The sequence below is a fragment of the Soonwooa sp. genome, from assembly GCF_030151385.1.
Classification (GTDB): Bacteria; Bacteroidota; Bacteroidia; order Flavobacteriales; family Weeksellaceae; genus Soonwooa.
Genome location: NZ_JASLDS010000058.1, coordinates 33,577 through 55,491, shown reverse-complemented (window position 1 = coordinate 55,491; position 21,915 = coordinate 33,577). Strand labels below are relative to the sequence as shown.

The following is a 21,915-nucleotide window of genomic DNA, read 5'->3' as shown; positions in this document are numbered from 1 at the left end:
ATGAGCAAAAATATAGTTCTAGATGTTAATAATGTATCCAAACAATATCGCCTAGGTGAAGTTGGAACAGGATCTTTGCAACATGATATTAAGCGTTGGTGGGCAAACATTAGAGGGAAAGAAGATCCCTTCTTAAAGATAGGCGAAACCAATGACCGTACGCAAAAAGGCGATTCAGATTACGTCTGGGCACTTAAAGATATTGATTTTAAAGTTGAGCAAGGGCAAGCCCTAGGCATAATCGGAAGAAATGGCGCGGGAAAATCTACACTCTTAAAATTACTTTCTCGCGTTACAAAGCCAACGACTGGTACTATTAAATACAAAGGACGTATCGCCTCTTTGTTAGAAGTAGGTACTGGCTTCCATCCAGAAATGACAGGTAGAGAAAACATATATCTGAACGGTGCTATTCTTGGAATGACTAGAAAAGAAATCAATAGAAAATTTGATGAAATCGTAGACTTTGCAGGAGTAGAGCGCTATATTGATACACCAGTAAAACGATACTCTTCTGGGATGTACGTTCGCCTAGCCTTTGCTGTTGCTGCACACTTAGAATCAGAAATTTTAATTGTAGATGAAGTGTTGGCTGTAGGTGATGCCGAATTCCAAAAAAAATGTCTAGGCAAAATGGGAGACGTTACAAAAGGCGAAGGAAGAACAATTCTTTTTGTAAGCCACAATATGACTGCTGTTAAAGAATTATGCGACCATGGTATACTAATGAAATATGGTGAGATTGCTCACCAAGGCGAAATGCTAGAAACCATTTTAGAATATCAAAAAGATTATGAATTATCAACATCTTACATCGCTGATAGCTTTGAAACTGCAGTTGGTAACGACAATATTAGAATTTTAGAATTCTCAGCAAAACCTATTACTGGTAAGCTATTAGACATCGACTCAGGCATCAGAGTTAAACTACAATTTTACAACAATACACCTAATATAAATCTAGATGCAACATTCGAATTGCGAAATTTTGAAGAGTTAGTCGTCTATCATGTAGGTAAGCAAATTGGAGACTTCACAAATGTTAAAAAGGGAATATATACAGTAGAGTTCGACATGCCTCCTGGTATGCTAAACACTGGTAATTATTACTTTAAGCTAATGTTTGGCAAAGATCAAACCGAATTATTATTTGGTATAGATAATCTAATTGGTTTTGAAGTTGAGAATGTAAAAGTGGGTACTAAAACCCACATTTACCCAGGTATTCTTAGACCACATTTTGACTATAAAGTAGATTTCCAAGAATGAAAACACCTGAAATTTTCCATCTTCCAAAAATAGTAGATCCAAGAGGAAACCTTTCATTTTTTGAGAATGAAAATCAAATTCCATTCAAAATAAAAAGAACTTATTGGATATATGATGTACCCGGAGGAGAAACACGAGGTAGTCATGCCTTCAAAAATCAAAATGAATTTATTGTAGCTTTATCAGGTAGTTTTGATATCATCCTTCATGATGGAATAAAAGAGCAAAAGTTTTCGTTGAATCGATCTTATTATGGATTATACATTCCAAAAATGATGTGGCGCAAAATAGAAAACTTCTCAACAAACTCTTTAGCACTTATTATTAGCGATTGCAAATATAATGAAGATGATTACATTAGAGACTTTGATCAATTTGTTAAACTGAAAACTAATGAAGCCAACAGTATATAACTGCGATTTAATTACGCTTAAGAAGATAAAAGACAGAAAAGGCAACTTAACGGCTATTGAGAATGATACTGATGTACCTTTTTCTGTAAAAAGAATTTTTTATCTTTATGACATTCCAGGCGGTGAAAGTCGTGGTGCGCATGCACACAAAGAATGCCATCAGTTTTTAATTGCTGCTTCTGGTGCATTTGACGTTTTGCTTGATGATGGCAAAGTCCAAAGAACAATATCACTCAATATGCCAAATGTTGGATTACATATCCCACCAGGAATTTGGGCATCAGAAATTAACTTTTCTTCAGGAGCCATATGCTTGGTTTTAGCATCGCATTCTTACAAAGAGGAAGATTACGTAAGGAATTATGAAGATTTCAAAAAATTGAGAGATGATTTTTTATGAAAACCAAATAATAAATCCAGAAAATTTTAGACAACCTGCTTTCTATATTAGTCCATTTACGACAACTGATTTAGGAAAAAATGACGCTATTATCAAAAATAGCATTTTAAATAAGGATGTTCTACAAAAATACAACTCTTTTTTTGGAGAACACGAGTACTTCATGAATGGAAAAGAGGCAATCTATAAAGCGCTAAGTCATTATAATCTTTTACCAGAAGATGAAGTTCTCATTCTTACTACATCTTCAAATCTATATGTAAGCAGCTGTGTAACAACACAAATAGAAAAATTCTGTCGATGGTCGAGAGTAAAATCCGAAAAAACTAAACTTGTTTTTGTTATACATGAGTTTGGGAAAGTTTATTCGGACATGGCAACTGTCATAGCATATAATCTTCCAATCATTGAAGATTGCGCGATGAGTATGTTTTCCAACGATGAGACCAACTATATTGGTCAGTATGGCGACTTTACAATTTACAGTATTCCAAAGTTTTTTCCTATCCAATTTGGTGGAATACTAAGAGTAAATTGTGATAACTTTGTTATAAACGAAGAGAAACCATATAAAAACCATCTTCAAAAACTTATACTTCATTATTTTGAAAATACTCAAGATATTATAAAAAAAAGGAAAGAAAACAACTCTTATTTGATTGCTGCTTTAAGTAAATTTGGACTAAAACCATATTTTGAATACTCGCAGTTTGAAACGCCGTCAGTTTGCATGTTTACAAACAATGGCTATAATCTTCCTGACCTTAAAGTATTTCTTCAAAAGAATGGAATAGAATGTAGTATTTTTTATGGTAAGGACGCTTTTTTCATACCAGTTAATCAAGCATTAGGCATATTTGAAATGGATTATATTATTAACCTTATTGAATTTTTTATCCATGAAAATGAGTAACATAAATTTGGGCGAAAATACTATTATTGATCCAACGACGTCAATTAATAATGTAAAAATCGGAGACAATGTAAAAATTGCAAAATTCTGCAGTATCTATGGCTCTGAGATCAATCAACTTGAAATTGGAGCAAACTCCTATATCGGAATGTTTAGTATCTTAAATGGATTTCGAAAAAAAATAAAAATCGGATCTCATGTCTCAATTGCTCAGAATGTAAACATGATGACAGATTCTGGACCTAACGCTAGTGAAGAAATGCAAAAAATATTTCCATTAATAGAAGGCGAAGTAAACATAGGTGATCACAGTTGGATTGGCGCAAACGTTGTTATTATGCCAGGAGTAGAGTTGGGGAAGTTTTGTGTTGTAGCAGCAAATAGTTTTGTAAACTCAAGTTTTCCTGATTTCTCAATGATTGGAGGAAATCCCGCAAAACTTATAAAAACAATTTCTCGTCCAGATGAAATATAGACTAGAAAAATATAATAATTCTTACAAAAAGGAATGGAACGAATTTATTTCATCTTCAAAAAATGGACTTTTCTTTTTTGATAGAAATTTTATGGATTATCATTCTGATCGATTTATAGATCACTCACTTCTCATTTTTGATAATCAAAAAATGATAGCAGTTTTTCCAGCAAACGAAGATGGCGCAGAAATTATCTCCCATGGAGGATTAACCTTTGGATCTCTAATTATGTCTTATTACCTAAAGACTAAAGATGTTTTGGATATCTTTGATGAGATAAAAAAATACTATGCTGGCTTGTCCTTCAAAAAAATAATTTATAAAGCAATTCCTCAAATATTTCATAAATATCCAGCTGAAGAAGATCTTTATGCACTTTTTAGAAATGAAGCAACTCTTTTCAGAAGAGATATTTCCTCAGTAATTGACTTATCCGAACCTATTCGTTTTTCTGAAACAAAAAGGCAATTAATCAGAAAATGTGAAGAAAAAGATATTCTTGTAACTGAAAATACTAATCTTTCCGAATACTGGCAATTACTATCTGATGTACTTTTAAAATTTGATACTAAACCAGTACACACAATCGAAGAAATTATACTTTTAAAAGAAAAGTTTCCAGATAATATAAAACTGTTTGAAGCGAGAAAAGAAGGAAATCTATATGCAGGAATTGTAATTTTTGACTTTGGTAATGTCGTACATACGCAATACATGGCAGCCTCTCAAGAAGGGCGAAAGATTGGCGCTTTAGATTTTATCAACAATTATCTTACACATAAATTCAACTATAAAAAATATTATAGCTTTGGAATCTCTACAGAGAACCAAGGAAATTTCTTAAATGAAGGACTGATTCAGCAGAAAGAAAATATGGGAGCGAGAGGAATCACCTTAGACTTTTATTCAATAAAACTTTAGATTATGATTAAATTTCTTGATTTACAAAAAGTAAACCTACAATACCAAAATGAGATTGAAGCTAAACTTGTAGATGTTTTTCGTTCTGGATGGTATCTTATGGGAAATGAACTAGCAAACTTTGAAAAGAACCTTTCACATTATATTGGTGCTAAAAATTCAATTGGAGTAGCAAATGGACTAGATGCCTTACGTCTCATTCTTCGTGGATATATTGAAATGGGCTTTATGAAAGAGGGAGATGAAATTATTGTCCCATCAAATACATACATTGCATCCATATTGGCTATTTCTGACAATGGATTAATTCCTGTTTTGGTAGAACCAGAAATTAACACATACAATATCGACATCTCTAAAATTGAAGAAAAAATCACATCTAAAACAAAAGGAATTCTTATTGTTCATCTACAAGGAAGACTCGTTTTTTCGGAACAACTAAGGGAAATTGCAAAAAAATATAATTTAAAAATTATCGAAGATAATGCGCAGGCAATCGGAGCAGAATGGCAAGATGTAAAATCTGGCAACTTAGGTGATGCGGCAGGATTTAGTTTTTATCCTGGTAAAAATCTAGGCGCATTAGGAGATGCGGGAGCTGTAACAACAAATGATGATGAGCTTGCAAAAACAATAAGAGCCCTCGCTAATTATGGATCTAACCAAAAATATGTTAATATCTACAAAGGTCTAAATTCTAGATTAGATGAACTTCAGGCAGCCATTTTAGATATTAAATTAAAATACATAGACGAAGAAAATAAGCTGAGAAGAGAAATCGCAAAGCGCTTTATCAATGAAATTAAACATCCAGAAATTACTCTTCCTGAATATCCGGAAGATGAAAAGGAACATGTATGGCATGTCTTTGTAATAAGATCAACAAAAAGAGATCAACTTCAAAAATATTTAGCTGATAATAATATTCAAACCTTGATCCACTACCCCATTCCTCCTCATAAACAAGAGGCATACAAAGAATGGAATGATATGTCGTTTCCCATTAGTGAAAAAATACACGAAGAAGTACTAAGCCTTCCTATCTCTCCTGTAATGACAGAAGAAGAAATTAAAGAATTAATTAAGGTAATAAATGACTTCAAATAAAGAACTTATAGATCTTGACCAACTGCTTAAGAAAAGTTTAAAAAAATCCATTAAGAAAAAAAACTATGATTTAGCACTGAGATTGGTAGAATTATCTGCGCATTTGCAGTATAATTACTGCTTTAATGAATCTTGGTATGATAAAGATCTAGAAGATTCTTTGAAGCAAATTGCTGACTTGCATCTCCCAACTCAAATCGTTACTCCTGACAAAGATGTAGTCTTGTTTTATGATTATTTTGGATATGATTACCGTGGATTAACTCAACAATATTTAAGAGCATTACAAAGACTTAATAAAAAAATCATTCTTGTTTTCGAAAATGAAGATAGACATTATAAAAATGAAGCTATCCTAGCCGAAATTAATGATTACGAAAACAAGGAAATATATTACCTTGAAGGGCAGGACCGAATTGAGAAGAGTAAATGCTTATTGAAAATAATTGCATCTACAAAACCAGAGAGCATTTTAATGCATTTAATTCCATGGAATACAATTGCATATATGGCTTTTTACAAAGTGAAAGGCACTAAAAGATATCAAATAAATCTTACTGACCAAGCCTTTTGGTTAGGAACAGATATTACAGATATTAATCTTGGATTTCGTTCTTATGGGTTAAACTTGTCAGAACAATATAGAAATATACCAAGTAATAAAAATCGGTTGCTACCTTACTACCCTATTTTATCAAAAACTTCGTTTCAAGGATTTGATTTTGATACAACTGGGAAAAAAATAATTTTCTCAGGAGGAGCACTTTATAAAATGTTAGGAAATAATTTAGAATTTTTCGAAACGATCCAAGAACTCTTGAATGTGGATGAAAACCTTATTTTTATATTAGCGGGAAGTGGAAATACAGATTCAATCACAAAGTTTATTGAGGATAATAATCTAAAAAGTAGAATTTACTTAATCGGTGACAGGTATGATTTATTTGAAATCATGAAAAGAGTAGATTATTACATCGCGACTTTTCCTTTCGCTGGAGGATTAATTACTCAAATTGCAGCAGAAGCAGAACTTCCGATTTTTGCTTATGCTCATAAAGATTGTCAATATAATGACATCAAAGATTTATTCTATAAAACTGATGATTTCAAAAATTCTGATAATTTAAATAAACTAGTAGAAGATTTTACAAAAGCATATAAAATTGGTGAAAGAAAAATTTCTTATAAAAATGCAATAGTAACAGAACAAGAATTTGCTGAGAATTTGCAAAAAATATTTAATAATGAGAACCCAATGGCATTTTTAGAAAAAAGAGAAAATGTAAGTACATCTGTCATAACATATAATGCTCTAACATTGGAGTCCGAAAACCTTTATAATCCATCTCTTCAAAGGACAATCAATAATTATTTATCCCATTGGGAAAAGTTTAATATTTTTCCAGATTATAGAGCAGAACATTATAAAAATTTATTTAATGAAAACAAGATTCAGTTTGTAAAAACTTTATGTTACCAATTAATTAATAAAATATGAGTTTTTTAAAAAAATATATCATCCAGCTGTTGTACAAAATATTACATTCTAATGCTTACAAACAATACAAGCAAAGCAGAGATAATTCTTGGGCAAAAGCTAGTTTTAAAAGCTTTGGAACAAACTCTAATCTACCAGAATTATCACATATCAAGAACCCACAGTATATTTCTATAGGAGATGGCTTTAGATCTTTATTTAACTTACGACTAGAGGCTTGGGATCAATTTCAGGAACAAAAATTCAGCCCAGAAATCATAATCGGTGACAATGTTATTTTTAATTCTGACGTACATATTGGCGCAATCAACAAGATTATCATCGGTAATAATGTATTGATGGCAAGTAGAATCTACATTTCGGATCATTCTCATGGTGCTGTAAACAATGAAGATCTACAAAAAATTCCATCAGAAAGGCCTCTATATTCAAAAGGTAATGTAGAAATAATGGACAATGTGTGGGTTGGCGAAGGCGTTTGCATACTACCAGGTGTAAGCATCGGAAAAAACTCAATTATAGGAGCTAATTCGGTAGTTAATCGAAGCTTTCCTGACAATTCCGTAATTGCAGGTATTCCTGCAAAACTAATAAAAACACTCTCAAATGAGTAAAATACAATACCTAGCCATATATCTCCCGCAATATCATCCTATTCCCGAGAATGATGAATGGTGGGGAAAAGGTTTTACAGAATGGACAAATGTCACAAAAGCAAAACCCTTATTTAAAGGTCATTACCAACCTATACTACCTGCTGATCTTGGGTTTTATGATTTAAGAGTTGCGGAAACTCAGGAAGAACAAGCGAAGCTTGCAAAGCAATATGGCATTGATGGTTTTATATATTATCAATACTGGTTTGGGAACAAAAAAATGCTCCTAGAAAAACCAGCAGAAAACATGTTGAAAAATGATAAAATTGACATCCCTTTTTGTTTCTGTTGGGCTAATGAAACCTGGAAAGGAATCTGGCACGGTCTGAAAGAAAGTGCTGTTCTAATCGAACAAGTATATCCTGGCAAGCAAGATTATATTGACTACTTCAACTATTTGCTTCCTTTCTTCCAGGACAAACGATATATTATGGTCGACGGTAAGCCAATGTTTTATATTTATAAAATTAAAGACATTCCTGACTTAGATTTATTTTTATCAACTTTTAATGATTTAGCAAAAGAAAATGGTTTTGCAGGGATTCATTTTATATCAATTGGTTACCCAGATCTTTCAATTGTAAAAGATGATGATCGCGTTTTTGGTGCAGTCGCATCAGACTCTTTCAACAAAATCCGCTACAATTATGATCCATTTTTCTCAAATCGAACTTTGAGACATTATGAATTAAGATTAAAGAAAAAAATCGGCTATACGGACAATGTCATTCATCGAAAACGACCATTAATAATCGATTACAAAAGAGTTGCCGAAGAGCTAATTGTACAAATTAATAACCCTAAAATCATTCCTTGCGCGGTTCCCAATTGGGATAACTCAGCAAGAAGTGGCAACAAGTCTATGGTATTCCACAATGCAACACCTGAACGTTGGGAAAAGTATCTTGAAAAAATTGTAACAGAACTAAAAAAACACCCTGAAAATCCACAATTAGTAGTCATCAAATCATGGAACGAATGGGCTGAAGGCAACTATCTCGAACCTGATAGAAAATACGGTCATCAGTGGCTACAAGCTGTATTAAATGTAAAAACAAGAAACAATGCTTAATAACGAAAATCTTGTCTCCATCATCATCCCCAACTACAACAGGGCTTCTCTTATTGGAGAAACTTTGGAGTCGATTATTTCCCAAACATACCATAACTGGGAATGTATCATTGTTGATGATGGCTCGACAGATAATTCGTTAGAAGTTATAGCGCAATTCGCAGCTAAAGATTCTCGTATTAAATTATTTCAGCGTCCACAAAACTATCCAAAAGGTGCCAATGCTTGCCGTAACATAGGGATGTCAAAATCTACTGGTGATTATATTATCTTTTTTGATAGTGATGACCTGATGTTACAGAATCACATTGAAGCAAAACTAAAGCTTATCAAGAGTAACAATTACGATTTTGCGGTTACAAGATCCGCTTATTTTAATAATCCTGATAACATCAATCCTATTAACTATCGAGATTTGGGCACAAAACCGATTACTGCTGATAATTTTATCACAAAGCAGATCAATTGGATAACCTTCGACATCATTGTAAAGGCTGACATTGCAAAGTCTATAAGTTTCACAGAGAAAAATCAATCTGCAGAAGAGTATAATTATTTTGTAAAACTCGTTTTGAAAACAGAAAACGCCATTGATCAAGATATTGTTCTTACTGACCGAAGATACCATGAAGGTTCTTTTCAATATGGAAAAGGTGTAAGTGATAAGCAGCGACAGATAAATTATTTCTATTATTATTGGGATACATATCAAGAAATTAAAAGCTGGTCTAACTTATCTGACAACGCGAGAAAATTTATGCTAGATCAATGTTATACAATATTAAAAAACAATAATCTAAAACTAGATTTCAATAGTTTTATTTTAGAATATTTTAAGTTCTACAAAGTGTCTTCATTAAAAAAAATATTTAACCTGCTGTAAAATGTTATCAATAATTATTTCTTCTTACAAACAAGATTATTTTGAACAACTTGAAAATAACATCAAGTCCAGTATTGGAGATGGCTTTCTATATGAAATCATAAAAATTGAAAATCACTCAAAATATAGCCTTACACAAGCTTATAATATTGGTGGAAAAAAAGCAAAATATGATAATCTACTCTTCATACATGAAGACATAATTTTTGAAACAAAAAACTGGGGAAATATTCTAGTTAAACTTTTGAGTGTTAAAGACTGTGGTGTAATAGGTGTTGCGGGAGGTTCTTACTACGCCTACGTCCCTGGAAGCTGGTGGAACAAAGGCTACAATTTTCTGCACTTAAAACAAGTTGACCCCACCTCAACAACATTCAACAACAAGGCTAATTTTAAAAAAGACAATGAAGAAGCTATAGCACTAGACGGTGTTTTTATGGCTTGTAAAAAAAACGTTTTCGATGAAATTGGCTTCGACGAAAGGATAGATAATTACCACGGCTATGATCTAATTTTCTCGCTTCAAGTTTCAAAGAAATACCAAAACTATGTAACTTCAGAAATACTCATCCATCACTTTTCTGCTGGTAACCTAGATAGAAAATGGTTGGAAAATATAATAAAAGTTCGAGAAATTGTAGGATTTAATCCAGCACAAAAAATAGACAAAAAACTAGAAGTCAACAACTTTTACAAACTCATTAATCAACTAAAACTGTTTAATTATTCGCGTGCCGAAGCATTCAAAATCATTTATCCATATCTTAGTGTTCGTCTACTAGGACTTTCTAATGTTATTAAAATATTAAATAGATTAAAATATCTATAATGCTGAAAGACATCCTTAAAAGATTCTATTTCAAACTTAATAGAAATCCACAACAAATTATCATTACTCCAAAGGGTGCACGTTGGGGAAATCTTCTCTATTTCTTTCTGCGAGCTTACATTTACAAAGAAAACAAACATAGTCTAAAACTTCTATATACAGAACACATGAAGGAGCTTTTAGAACTATTCCCAGCATTAGAAGCTTTTGTTATTCACGAAAATGATGTCGCGTTCTATCATAAAAAAGATGCTTCCAATCAGTTCTTCCAAGTATTTGGAAAGGATTTCTCTAAAGAGCAGCTCAATGCTTTTATAGAGAAATATTTAATAAATTCTACAGCATTTACAAAGGTTTATGACCTTATTGAAAGACCAAGCAATAACACGATGACCATCAACATTCGAAGAGGTGATTTTTATGAAAATAAACAAGGCTCAATCTATGGTTACGATCAAATAGGCTTCTTAAAACATGTCTTCGACAAGTATCTGAATAAGCAATATTTTGACAAAATCATTATCATTTCTGACAACATGGAATGGTGCCAACAAAATTTTTCTTTTTTAGAAAAGTATTCGCCAACAGTAGAATATCCTAAATTTAGTCAGAATAGTATTCAGGAAAGCTTCTGTTGGATTACGAAAGCTAGTAATCTTATTCTGTCCAATTCGACTTTTTCGTTTTGGGGTGCATACATTTCGAATTACTTGCAACACAATGAAAGTAAAACTTATTGTCCTATTTTTGGAAGCAGAAGAATTATTAACACTGACCTCTATCAGTTTAACCCAGAATGGAATATGATTAGAGATTTTGATTTTGGTTATTTATAATTGTCACTAAAAAACTGAAAAAACACATATGATAAAACCTCTAACTTCGTTACGCTTTTTTTTTGCGTTTATGGTCTTACTGAGCCACTTTCCATTTCCATTTAATAATGTTTTTTACAAAATATTTTCGAATGGATCAGTAGGCGTTAGTTTTTTCTTTATCCTAAGTGGTTTTATTTTAACGCACAATTATGAAGCGCGATTTGCTTCTGGTTATAATAAACAAAAGTTTTGGCTTGATCGTATTATAAGGATCTATCCTGTTCACATCATCTTTCTAAGTTTTTTCGCACTTTTTTTTATTTGCTCAGGAAACCTTTTTCCAAATTTCTTCCTAAAATATTTGTCTCATTTTTTCCTGATTCAGAACTATATCCCAATCAAAGATGTGTACAGTAACTTCAATAAGCCTTCATGGAGTATTTGCTGTGAACTATTTTTCTATTTTCTTTTTCCATTTCTAGTTTTAAGAATTAGGAAGAATACATTGTTGTTTCTTATATTGATTTTGGTTTTCCCCATCATACTATATTTAATAAATAATAGTGGATCTATGTATATTGGCATATCACCTTTCTTCAGATTGCCAGATTTTATAGTTGGGATTTTCAGTTATAAAATTTATACGTGGGCAAAACCGAAGTTCAAAGATTTATCTTTACTCTCAACATCAGTAATAGAAGTTGCATCTATTGTTATCTTAGTATCGAGTCTTTATCTATTCTCTGGTATGGACTATTATAGAGTGTTTCCTATTTTTTGGCTACCAATGGTCGTTTTCATAATAGTAATGTCATTATCAACTGGCACATTTTCTAAAATCATTAGCCACAAAATTTTCATTTATCTTGGAGAAATTAGTTACAGTATTTATATGTCACATTACCTTATAATTACTCTAGCAACAACATATCTAAGAGATTCAATTATTTTTAAAAATCGTATTTCGGCGCTATTATTCATTGTTTTAATAACTATCATAATAAGCAGTATTAGTTATCATCTAATCGAAATGAAATTGGGAAAAAAATTAAAATCATTTTATTACAAAAAACTAAAAATAAGCTAATACCTATGCTAAATACATTAACGTCATTAAGATTTTTCTTTGCTTTCTTTGTATTTCTTAGTCATTTGGCATTCATTACGTCTGACAATGTAATTTACACATGGCTTCAACGAAATATCTTTTCAGAAGGTTACATAGGAGTAAGTTTTTTCTTTATTCTTAGTGGCTTTGTATTATCATATAGCAATCAAAAAAAATTCATTGCAAAGGATTTCAACCGCAAAAATTTTTACTTAGCTAGAGTATTCCGGATTTACCCATTACATTTGCTGACATTCTTAGCTGCTTTATTATTCTCGCTTTACGCTGGTCTTGATTTAGGCATTAATAAAGTTCTCGCAAACTTATTTTTAGTCCAATCGTTTATACCAGATATGGCTTTTCTAAATATTTTAAATGGACCATCATGGAGTATCTCGAATGAAATGTTTTTTTACGCATGTTTTCCTTTTCTCTTTTTAGCGATCCTAAAAAACAAAAAAGCATTTTTAATTGCTTTTATAATAATCTCTCTTCTATTTGTCGTTTCTGTGCCGTACGTTGACCAAAATGTTAGTAAGCTAGTTTACTACTTCAATCCATTTACAAGAATATTAGATTTTACTTTAGGAATCATACTGTTTTACATATATAATAATTTGAAGACCAAAACAATTTCGCCAAAAACAGGAACAGTACTAGAGTTTGTCAGTCTACTAATATTTGTATTATTTTTTGTTTCTCATAATCTCATTAACAAAACCTACCGCTATTCTTTATACTATTGGATTCCTATGGCATCTATTATTTTAATTTTTGCTTTACAAAAAGGCTATCTCTCAAAAATTTTAAAGAATAAATACTTAGTATATTTGGGAGAAATTAGTTTTGCGTTTTACATGATCCATTTACTATTGATTCAGTTGTATCAGTATTGTAATTTGCCAGTACATTATATTTTTACACCAAGCATATTATTAATCGTTACAACTACTTTAAGCGCATTAATTTTTGAGTATTTTGAAAAACCTGTTAACCGATATTTAAAACACAAATTCATTAAATGATTCCTAAAAAAATACATTATTGCTGGTTTGGAGGCAATCCAAAACCAGAATCTTTTTATATATGCCTGGAAAGTTGGAAAAAAAATCTTCCCGACTATGAAATTATCGAGTGGAACGAATCCAATTTCGATATCAATTGTTGTACCTATGTTAAGTTAGCAGCAGAAAACAAAAAGTGGGCTTTCGTATCCGATTATGCTAGAGCATTAGCATTGTTCGAGCAAGGTGGTATCTATATGGACATTGATGTGGAAGTCAAATTTTCCCTAAATGAATTCTTAGTACACCGCGCATTCTCTGGTTTCGAAATAAAAGGTTCACCCTTCACAGCACTTTGGGCAACGGAAGCTGGACATCCTTGGCCGAAAAAAGTCCTTGATTTTTATAATGTTAAAACAGACTTTGACCTAACGACCAATACAATTTTTGTTTCAGAATTGTTAATTAAAGAATATAAAGTTGACCCTACTCGTGACGAATATCAAGAAGTTGCAGATGGAATCGTGATCTATCCCTCAACCTATTTTTGCTTAGACTTACCAAAAAATTATGCAGCCCATCATTTTGTTGGTACTTGGCACGAAAGAGATACACCAAATCCGTTTAAAGACTTTGTTCACGCTTATTATCATTTGGGAAATGTTGCTGACATAAAAAATGGCAAAAAAGAAATCCATAATGTTGTAGAAAACATGAACAAAATTTCCGCCGATGATATCCTAAGTCAGTTTCCTTTAAAAATGTTATTAAAACACATTCGCAAACGTCTTAAGGATAAGTTTTAGTATTTTTACACAAAATCAAATGATGACCAAGAAAAACATTGCTATTATCTACGGAACGCGACCCGAATTCCTGAAAGTTTATCCTTTAATTCTCGAAGCTAAAAAAAGAAGTATTGATATTGTAACAATCAATACTGGACAACATACGTCAATGCTTAGCGAAATGGAACAGGTTTTTGACTACAGCGCCGATTATAATTTAGCAGTTCAATCTTCGGATTTTTCAAATTCTAACCTCTTAGCAAAGCTTATTAACGACATTTCAGAAGTTGTTAAAGAAAATGAAATCGAAAAAATAATCGCACAAGGTGATACTTTTACAGTGCTTGCGTCATCAATGGTTGCTTTTCTAGAGAAAAGAAAATTTTATCATATTGAAGCAGGCTTAAGAACTGATGACATTAGATTTCCATTTCCCGAAGAGTACAATCGACGTGTTGTATCACTGACTTCTGATCTCAACTTTGCTCCAACAAAACTGGCTGCAAACAACCTTTCCAAAGAAAATATTAGCTCAGAGAAAATTAGCGTAACAGGCAATACTATTATTGACCTTCTGCAATATGTTTTGGAAAAAGAAAATATTAGATTAGAATATGGAAATGATATTTTCATCACAGCACATCGCCGAGAGAACATTGGAGACAATATGTATTCAATTTGTGCTGCGATAAGAGAATTAGCAGAAGAAAATCCGACATTTACATTCCATTGGAGTCTTCATCCAAATCCAAATACGCGTAAATTTATTTTTGAAGCCTTTAAGGAAATCCCAAATAATATTAATTTCATCGAGCCGCTTAATTATATCCAAGCAGTTAAGTTGATGGCAAAATGTAAAATGCTAATCTCGGATTCTGGTGGTATTCAAGAAGAAGCTCCTACATTGCAAAAAAGAGTAATTATCCTGAGAGATGAAACCGAACGTCCCGAAGTTTTGGAATGCGGCTGTGGCGTCCTAGTTGGTGCAGATAAAAACAAAATTAAAAATGAGTTTTATAAAGAATTAGAGAATAAAAACAATTCTTTCACTAATCCTTTTGGCAACGGAAAAGCATCACAACTAATATTTGATTCGATATGATTGTTGGTAAGGGACTAATCGCTTCTTTATTTACCGAAGAAGATTACAATAATGTTGTATTTTTTGCTTCTGGTGTTTCTAACTCATCAGAAACGAGAAAAGAAGAATTTCTGCGCGAACAAAATTTGGTAGAGCAAACTTTAGCGGAGAATTCTGAGAAACTATTTGTTTATTTCAGTACTTGTTCGATTTATGACTCATCAAAGTACAACAGCCAATATGTTTTGCATAAGCTTCATATTGAAGAACTTATAAAGCAACAAGCCGAACATTATCTTATCCTTCGTGTTAGCAATGCAGTTGGCAAAGGTGGAAACCCTAATTTGTTAATGAATTATTTGCATCGTCAAATAACATCAGATCAACAATTAACTGTTCATAGTCATGCGACAAGAAATCTGATAGATGTTGAAGATGTTAAAAACATTGCGTTAGAATATATCAAATCACAAGATTGGAATAAAATAATAAATGTTGCTTACCTGGAAAATTTTTCGATCCCCGAAATTATTGAAGCATTTGAAGAAAAACTTAAAATTTCAGCAAAAAAGAACATCGAAGAAAAAGGTGAAAATTACTCAATTGACATCCACGAGTTGGATTATGATTTTAGAACAAAGAATAAAACAGAATATCTAAACGATTTAATCGATAAGTATTATGATAACCGAATCTAATTTTCATTATTTATTTCGTCTTGGGAAAAGAACAAGACCTTTTTTTCTAAGGAAAAAAAGCAAGTATTTTCCTCTTTATCATATTGAGTCGAAAAGCGAGGACACCAATCAAAAAATTTTTGATTTAATAAAGCTCGGTAAACCCTTTATGCTAGGTCGTTTAGGAAGTACAGAATCAGAAGCTATAGCCAACTTCCTTTTACAAAAAGAAATATCAAATGATCTTGAAGGCATTTATAAATATTTAACAGGAACAATTGGTAATAGTTGGTTACAATCGTCAAAATATATGCACAATTTATGTGAGCTTTCTGGTTTCTTCCCAAATGATCAAAAATTAATGCAAGACTTTGTTAATTGCTACGTTGATGCTGCGAAAAACTTAGATGTATTAGGCGTTTGGAACGGATTGGAAGAATACATCCCAAGCATACCCGAAAATGTAAATCTATGCAACATTAGGGAACTAGAACCTTGGTTTTTTGACAAACCTTGGTCAAAAGCTTTGGAAGGCAAAAAAGTGTTAATTGTACATCCTTTTGAAGATACAATCCGAAGTCAATATTTAAACCGAGAAAACATTTACAAAAATCAAAATGTCTTACCAACTTTTGAATTAAAAACGATAAAAGCAGTACAAAGTATTGCAGATGAAAACGCTGAGTTTGACAGCTGGTTCGATGCTTTAGATGACATGAAACAAAAGATTGATACTGTAGATTTCGATATTGCAATCTTAGGATGTGGCGCATATGGCTTACCACTAGCAAGCTATATAAAAAATAAAGGCAAACAAGCCATTCATCTTGGTGGAGTTACACAGCTCTTATTTGGCATTAAAGGAAAAAGATGGGAAGATTGGGAGCATTACACAAGCTTACGTGGGAGTGGCTGGGTGTTCGCTAATGAAAGACCAAGGGGCTTTGATAAGGTTGAAGGAGGTTGTTATTGGTAATAATTAAATTATGGTTATACTTATTAAATCATTTAATAGAGCTTTCTATTTAGATCGATGTCTTTCTTCAATATTCAAATTTGCAGAAGGGAATTTCATAATCAAAATTGTTGATGATGGAACGCCAGAAAAATATCTACAGAAAATAAAGGATAAGCATCCAACAGTTGAAATTATTTTGTCTGACAATTATCAAATAAAGTCACAACTTATTTCTGACCAAAAAGAAGTTGACGGATTCACAATTCCTGTTAAAGAATGGAAAAAAGCGGTGAATTCTTCAGATAAATATACATTAATTATTGAAGATGATGTTTGGTTTACCGATCCTATTAATTTTCATGAGATTATTCAAACAATGGATGCCGAATCAATTGACCTTGTTAAACTTGGATGGCAAGGTGCAGAAAAATATAACTTTAACTATACGCAAACCAAGCTCAATCAGAAAGTAATTGCGCAGTATCCAAACAAAAAACTGTTTTTAGCGAATGCCAAAACAATGAATATGGTTTTAGAAAATAAATTTAAGCTAAAATCAATTTTATGTCGACTAAATCTTTTTAATAATTACACGCCATTGGAATATTATGAATTGTTTTCAATTCTAATGGGACTTTATAATAAAGACTACTGGAACTACTTATGGAAAGATATTGATGTAAGAGTTAGCGAGCGAAAACAGATGGTAAATGCAATTGAATGGCGTTCAAAAAACATCAAAAAAAGAAGTAGCATCTGTAGAACAGACAAAGAATATCTGAAGACAACTTATTCTTCCACAGCGACCAATTCTTATAGAAAATATAAAACCAAAGTTGACATCAATAAAATAAATCGTATTTTGAATGATCTTTGGTTAAATGACAAACTAGATTCTGAGAACAATATGCCCAAAGATTTTGACTTGAAATATCTAACAGATTTAGTGAATGTTAATTATCCAAATGAAATTAATATGGAACTTTGGCATCAATGGATTGGCGAGTTTAAGGAAGACTGTCTAAGTTATGGTGCTGTTGTAGATTAATGGCATATTAATAATTAATAGATTTTAAACGTGAACTTTCAACCTCAACTCGAAAATAAAAACATCCTTGTCACAGGTGGTGCTGGTTTTATCGGCTCCAATCTTTGTGAGGTTTTACTAGAGAATAATGTCATTGTCACTTGCCTTGACAATTTTTCGACAGGGCGTCGCGAAAATTTAGAGGCTGTCATTAATCATCCAAATTTTAAATTGGTTGAGGGCGATATTCGCGATTTAGAAACTTGCAAAAAAGCATGCGAAAATCAAGACTTTGTATTGCATCAGGCTGCTTTAGGTTCTGTTCCGCGATCCATTAATGATCCTATTACAAGTAATGACGTTAACGTTGGCGGATTTCTAAATATGTTGGTTGCTGCGCGAGATGCTGGCGTCAAACGTATGGTATATGCAGCAAGCTCTTCCACTTATGGAGATTCGGAAGCCCTTCCAAAAGTCGAAGAGCGCATCGGAAAACCTCTTTCACCTTATGCAATTACAAAATATGTGAATGAACTTTATGCTGAGGTTTTCAAAAAAACTTATGATTTCGACAGCATAGGTTTGCGTTATTTTAATGTTTTTGGGAGAAAGCAAAATCCTGAAGGCGCTTATGCAGCTGTGATTCCAAAATTTGTGAAACAATTAATGAATCACGAATCGCCTATTATAAATGGTGGTGGGGACTATTCCCGCGACTTCACCTACATTGACAATGTTATACAAATGAATCTTTTAGCGATAACTTCCAACAAGCAAGAGGCTTATAACCAAGTCTACAACACAGCTTTTGGAGAAAGAACAACACTAAACGATTTGGTTAAATATTTAAAAGAATACCTTTCTTTTTTTGATCCCAAAATTGCTGATATCGAAATCATATACGGTGATTATAGAAAAGGTGATGTCCCTCATTCTCTTGCGAGTATAGAAAAAGCAAAAAAATTACTAAATTACAATCCTCAATTTTCGATGAAAGATGGGCTAAAAGAAGCCGTGAAATGGTATTGGGAGAATTTAAAGTAAAATAATGCAGTACAAGATAAGTATAATTGGCCTTGGTTATGTTGGTTTGCCGTTAGCAAGACTTTTTGCAACCAAATATCCTGTGGTTGGTTTTGACACAAATCAGAATAGAATTTCAGAATTAAACAAAGGCGTTGATGTCACTTTGGAAGTAGATTCAGACATATTGAATAAGGCTTTAATTAGCCACAATCCTACTTTAACGGAAATTGGTCTTTTTTGCTCAAATGACTTAACAGATATTGCCGACTCCAACATCTATATTGTTACTGTACCAACACCTGTTGACAAAAATAATCGTCCAGATCTTACACCGCTTTCTAATGCTAGTAAAAGCATCGCAAAAGTCCTTAAAAAAGGTGATATTGTCATTTATGAATCCACCGTATATCCAGGTGTCACCGAAGAAGAATGCGTTCCTATTTTAGAAAAATATTCTGGCTTAAAGTTTAATAAAGATTTCTTCGCAGGATATTCACCAGAACGGATTAACCCTGGAGATAAAGAACATACTGTCGAAAAAATTCTCAAAGTAACATCAGGATCAACTCCCGAAATCGGAAAGATTATTGATGACATCTACAAATCTGTCATCACTGCAGGGACACATCTTGCGCCAAATATCAAAGTAGCTGAAGCTGCTAAAGTTATCGAAAATTCTCAGCGAGACATCAACATTGCTTTTGTCAATGAATTGGCAAAAATATTTAATTTGATGGACATCGACACACAAGATGTTTTGGCTGCAGCAGGAACAAAATGGAACTTTCTTCCCTTCAAACCTGGTTTGGTTGGTGGGCATTGTATTGGTGTTGACCCATATTACTTGGCGCAAAAAGCTTTAGAATTTGGCTATCACCCAGAAATTATTTTGGCTGGTCGCCGTATGAACGATTCTATGGGACACTACGTCGCAAGTGAAGTCGTAAAACAGATGTCAAAAAACGACATCACGATTAATCAATCCAAAGTTTTGGTGTTAGGATTTACTTTTAAAGAAAATTGTCCTGATGTCAGAAATACAAAAGTTGTAGACGTTATTAGACAACTTGAGGATTACAATATTAAAGTTGACACGTATGATCCTTGGGCAAAGCCTAATGAAGTGAAAAAGCAATATGGTTTGGATACTTCTAACCAAGAACCTAAAGGTAAATATGATGCCATTGTAGTTGCGGTTTCGCATCAAGAATTTGAGAATTTAGACTTAACTAAATTTTTAAATGAAAAAGCTGTCATCTATGATGTAAAGGGAAAACTTAGTCCACAAAAAAATATTAAACGTTTATAAATACAAAAAAAGCTCACATATTTTGTGAGCTTTTTCAATTCTATTTTAATTTCCGAATCGTCGTCTAAATAATTTGTAACCAAGATTGGTTGGCAAAGACATATAAAAATTATCTTTCTTTTCTTTTGATGAAAATGCCGAAGAAAAGTAATCAGAAACACGCAATCCTTCCAACTTAGAATACGCATCATAACTATATTTCCAAAGCTCTTCATTTTTTTGAGCTTTCCAATTCATAAGCAATGTAGCTGACTTAAAAGTTAACAAATACTTTAGAATTTGAAGTCGTCGTGCTTCATTTTTTTCGGCAACACAATAATCATTAAGCTTATTGGCAATCGTTATCCAATTATCAAAATGCACTTTCTTACGGTTATGAATAACAGAATCCGAGTGCAGATAATAATCGTAAGTTTTCTTTCTTAAAAATGCAATCTTGTTAAGCTTTAACGCCATCTCAAAAGTATGCAACGAATCTTGCGCGTATAATCCTTTGGTAAAATATATTTTGTTTTCCTTTAGAAAGTCCACTCTGATCAATTTGTTCCAACTCGAAACAGGAAAACCACCATCCACTAAACATTTTAGAATAACATTGTTGCCTTCCAACAAATCTTCTTTAACAAGTAATGGAAAAACATCAACTTCTTCATTTTCGGGAAGTTTAATTCCTCGCACTTCTCCAACAACGACCTCAGCATTGGTCTCCTCTGCCCTTTCAACAAAATCAGAAATCGCCGTAGGCACTAAAGTATCGTCACTATCTAGAAAAAAAATATACTCCCCAGTCGCTTCGTCAATTCCTTTATTCCGCACAACCGAAAGCCCAGAATTCTCCGATAACTCAACAAGTCGCCAGTTACTAAGTTGATATTCTTCAATAAAATTTGAAACCAAAATAGCACTGTTGTCTGGTGTTTTGTCATTTACCAAAACAACTTCAATATTGGGATAAGTCTGAGCAACAACCGATTCCAAAGTTTTGATAATAAAGTTTTCACATTTAAAAATCGGGATCGAAATCGTTACTTTTTTAGCATTCATGTTTTTCATTATTTGCAAAATTATCATTTTATTTCCGAAAGCTGTATCTTTGGGCTACACTAAAAAACGACGATGAAAAAACTGCTTCTTCTCTTGGATAAATTAATAAGTAACGCAAAAAAAGAAGAGGCGTACTCACTTTTCCGTGCTAATCCAAAATCAAATATCCATAAAAGCTTCAAGCTAGGAATTAACAATTATTACGACATTTCTCAAAATGCCATCATCAATATTGCGGAAGATGTTGTCATCAACGAATCAAACTATATCACCGTTAAAAAAAATGCAGAATTTAGCATTGGTAAAAACACTTACATAACGCGTGCTACAATTTCGTGTTTAGGCAAAATTAGCATTGGTGACAATTGTATTCTAGGAGAAGGCATGAAGATTTTTGACCATAACCATCAGTACACAACCAATCCTTTTTCAGTTGCAAAAACAGACTTCAATATCGGCGTTGTTAAAATGGGAAATAATGTATGGACAGGCGCAAATGTCATCATCCTAAAAGACGTTACAATCGGTGACAACGTCATTATTGGTGCAGGCTGTGTTATACATAAGGATGTTCCTAACAATGCCATTATCATTAATAAACAAGACCAAATGCTGAAAGCCTTATAAAAGCTTTCTAG

At 32.5% G+C, this 21,915-nt stretch carries 24 protein-coding genes; 23 read left to right on the top strand and 1 reads right to left on the bottom strand.

The window, feature by feature from the left end; genetic code table 11:
* The 22 genes from Q1V95_RS11285 (at position 1) to Q1V95_RS11185 (ending at position 20,233) form a co-directional block, all read left to right on the top strand.
* A complete protein-coding gene (locus Q1V95_RS11285) occupies positions 1-1,269 on the top strand; it encodes an ABC transporter ATP-binding protein (RefSeq protein WP_300673894.1) in 1,269 nt (422 codons plus the stop codon).
* Complete coding sequence (locus Q1V95_RS11280) at positions 1,266-1,682, top strand: FdtA/QdtA family cupin domain-containing protein (RefSeq protein WP_300673892.1); 417 nt, start codon at positions 1,266-1,268, stop codon at positions 1,680-1,682. The genes Q1V95_RS11285 and Q1V95_RS11280 overlap by 4 nt, the downstream gene beginning before the upstream one ends.
* Complete coding sequence (locus Q1V95_RS11275; RefSeq protein ID WP_300673890.1) at positions 1,663-2,082, top strand: FdtA/QdtA family cupin domain-containing protein; 420 nt, start codon at positions 1,663-1,665, stop codon at positions 2,080-2,082. Before Q1V95_RS11280 ends, Q1V95_RS11275 begins: the two co-directional genes overlap by 20 nt.
* The gene (locus tag Q1V95_RS11270) at positions 2,069-2,995 is read left to right on the top strand and encodes a DegT/DnrJ/EryC1/StrS family aminotransferase (protein ID WP_300673888.1); all 927 of its coding nucleotides are present in this window, start codon (positions 2,069-2,071) and stop codon (positions 2,993-2,995) included. Before Q1V95_RS11275 ends, Q1V95_RS11270 begins: the two co-directional genes overlap by 14 nt.
* A complete protein-coding gene (locus tag Q1V95_RS11265; protein ID WP_300673885.1) occupies positions 2,988-3,470 on the top strand; it encodes an acyltransferase in 483 nt (160 codons plus the stop codon). The genes Q1V95_RS11270 and Q1V95_RS11265 overlap by 8 nt, the downstream gene beginning before the upstream one ends.
* Positions 3,460-4,392 (top strand): GNAT family N-acetyltransferase, encoded by a 933-nt coding sequence (locus Q1V95_RS11260; RefSeq protein WP_300673883.1) that lies wholly within the window; start codon positions 3,460-3,462, stop codon positions 4,390-4,392. The genes Q1V95_RS11265 and Q1V95_RS11260 overlap by 11 nt, the downstream gene beginning before the upstream one ends.
* A gap of 3 nt (positions 4,393-4,395) precedes the next feature.
* On the top strand, positions 4,396-5,499 hold the full coding sequence (locus Q1V95_RS11255; protein ID WP_300673881.1) for a DegT/DnrJ/EryC1/StrS family aminotransferase: 1,104 nt from the start codon (positions 4,396-4,398) through the stop codon (positions 5,497-5,499).
* The gene (locus tag Q1V95_RS11250; RefSeq protein ID WP_300673880.1) at positions 5,486-6,997 is read left to right on the top strand and encodes a hypothetical protein; all 1,512 of its coding nucleotides are present in this window, start codon (positions 5,486-5,488) and stop codon (positions 6,995-6,997) included. The genes Q1V95_RS11255 and Q1V95_RS11250 overlap by 14 nt, the downstream gene beginning before the upstream one ends.
* Positions 6,994-7,611 (top strand): acyltransferase, encoded by a 618-nt coding sequence (locus Q1V95_RS11245; RefSeq protein ID WP_300673877.1) that lies wholly within the window; start codon positions 6,994-6,996, stop codon positions 7,609-7,611. Before Q1V95_RS11250 ends, Q1V95_RS11245 begins: the two co-directional genes overlap by 4 nt.
* On the top strand, positions 7,604-8,725 hold the full coding sequence (locus Q1V95_RS11240) for a glycoside hydrolase family 99-like domain-containing protein (RefSeq protein ID WP_300673875.1): 1,122 nt from the start codon (positions 7,604-7,606) through the stop codon (positions 8,723-8,725). The genes Q1V95_RS11245 and Q1V95_RS11240 overlap by 8 nt, the downstream gene beginning before the upstream one ends.
* Complete coding sequence (locus Q1V95_RS11235) at positions 8,718-9,608, top strand: glycosyltransferase family 2 protein (protein ID WP_300673873.1); 891 nt, start codon at positions 8,718-8,720, stop codon at positions 9,606-9,608. The genes Q1V95_RS11240 and Q1V95_RS11235 overlap by 8 nt, the downstream gene beginning before the upstream one ends.
* Before the next feature lies 1 nt (position 9,609).
* Positions 9,610-10,437 carry a glycosyltransferase gene (locus Q1V95_RS11230; protein ID WP_300673870.1) on the top strand — a complete coding sequence of 276 codons (828 nt, stop codon included), beginning with the start codon at positions 9,610-9,612 and terminating at the stop codon, positions 10,435-10,437.
* Entirely contained in the window at positions 10,437-11,273 is an 837-nt protein-coding gene (locus Q1V95_RS11225; RefSeq protein ID WP_300673865.1) for an alpha-1,2-fucosyltransferase, read from the top strand. The genes Q1V95_RS11230 and Q1V95_RS11225 overlap by 1 nt, the downstream gene beginning before the upstream one ends.
* A gap of 28 nt (positions 11,274-11,301) precedes the next feature.
* Positions 11,302-12,342 carry an acyltransferase gene (locus Q1V95_RS16305; protein WP_366143281.1) on the top strand — a complete coding sequence of 347 codons (1,041 nt, stop codon included), beginning with the start codon at positions 11,302-11,304 and terminating at the stop codon, positions 12,340-12,342.
* Between the two features lie 5 nt (positions 12,343-12,347).
* On the top strand, positions 12,348-13,388 hold the full coding sequence (locus tag Q1V95_RS11220; protein ID WP_300673862.1) for an acyltransferase: 1,041 nt from the start codon (positions 12,348-12,350) through the stop codon (positions 13,386-13,388).
* Positions 13,385-14,173, top strand: a complete 789-nt coding sequence (locus Q1V95_RS11215; RefSeq protein WP_300673860.1) for a glycosyltransferase — start codon at positions 13,385-13,387, stop codon at positions 14,171-14,173. Before Q1V95_RS11220 ends, Q1V95_RS11215 begins: the two co-directional genes overlap by 4 nt.
* Before the next feature lie 19 nt (positions 14,174-14,192).
* A complete protein-coding gene (gene wecB / locus Q1V95_RS11210; protein WP_300673858.1) occupies positions 14,193-15,257 on the top strand; it encodes a UDP-N-acetylglucosamine 2-epimerase (non-hydrolyzing) in 1,065 nt (354 codons plus the stop codon).
* Positions 15,254-15,934: an NAD-dependent epimerase/dehydratase family protein gene (locus Q1V95_RS11205; RefSeq protein WP_300673856.1), complete on the top strand. Its 681-nt coding sequence runs from the start codon at positions 15,254-15,256 to the stop codon at positions 15,932-15,934. Before wecB ends, Q1V95_RS11205 begins: the two co-directional genes overlap by 4 nt.
* Before the next feature lie 148 nt (positions 15,935-16,082).
* Positions 16,083-16,889 (top strand): hypothetical protein, encoded by an 807-nt coding sequence (locus tag Q1V95_RS11200; protein ID WP_300673854.1) that lies wholly within the window; start codon positions 16,083-16,085, stop codon positions 16,887-16,889.
* 10 nt (positions 16,890-16,899) lie between these two features.
* On the top strand, positions 16,900-17,919 hold the full coding sequence (locus Q1V95_RS11195; RefSeq protein WP_300673851.1) for a glycosyltransferase family 2 protein: 1,020 nt from the start codon (positions 16,900-16,902) through the stop codon (positions 17,917-17,919).
* 30 nt (positions 17,920-17,949) lie between these two features.
* A complete protein-coding gene (locus Q1V95_RS11190) occupies positions 17,950-18,942 on the top strand; it encodes an SDR family oxidoreductase (RefSeq protein WP_300673849.1) in 993 nt (330 codons plus the stop codon).
* A gap of 4 nt (positions 18,943-18,946) precedes the next feature.
* Positions 18,947-20,233 carry a nucleotide sugar dehydrogenase gene (locus Q1V95_RS11185; RefSeq protein WP_300673847.1) on the top strand — a complete coding sequence of 429 codons (1,287 nt, stop codon included), beginning with the start codon at positions 18,947-18,949 and terminating at the stop codon, positions 20,231-20,233.
* Between the two features lie 45 nt (positions 20,234-20,278).
* Here the strand turns inward: Q1V95_RS11185 and Q1V95_RS11180 are convergent, their stop codons facing one another.
* The gene (locus Q1V95_RS11180) at positions 20,279-21,277 is read right to left on the bottom strand and encodes a glycosyltransferase (protein ID WP_300673845.1); all 999 of its coding nucleotides are present in this window, start codon (positions 21,275-21,277) and stop codon (positions 20,279-20,281) included.
* Between the two features lie 72 nt (positions 21,278-21,349).
* Between Q1V95_RS11180 and Q1V95_RS11175 the strand changes: the two genes are divergently transcribed.
* Complete coding sequence (locus Q1V95_RS11175) at positions 21,350-21,904, top strand: acyltransferase (protein ID WP_300673843.1); 555 nt, start codon at positions 21,350-21,352, stop codon at positions 21,902-21,904.
* Positions 21,905-21,915: the final 11 nt, after the last annotated feature.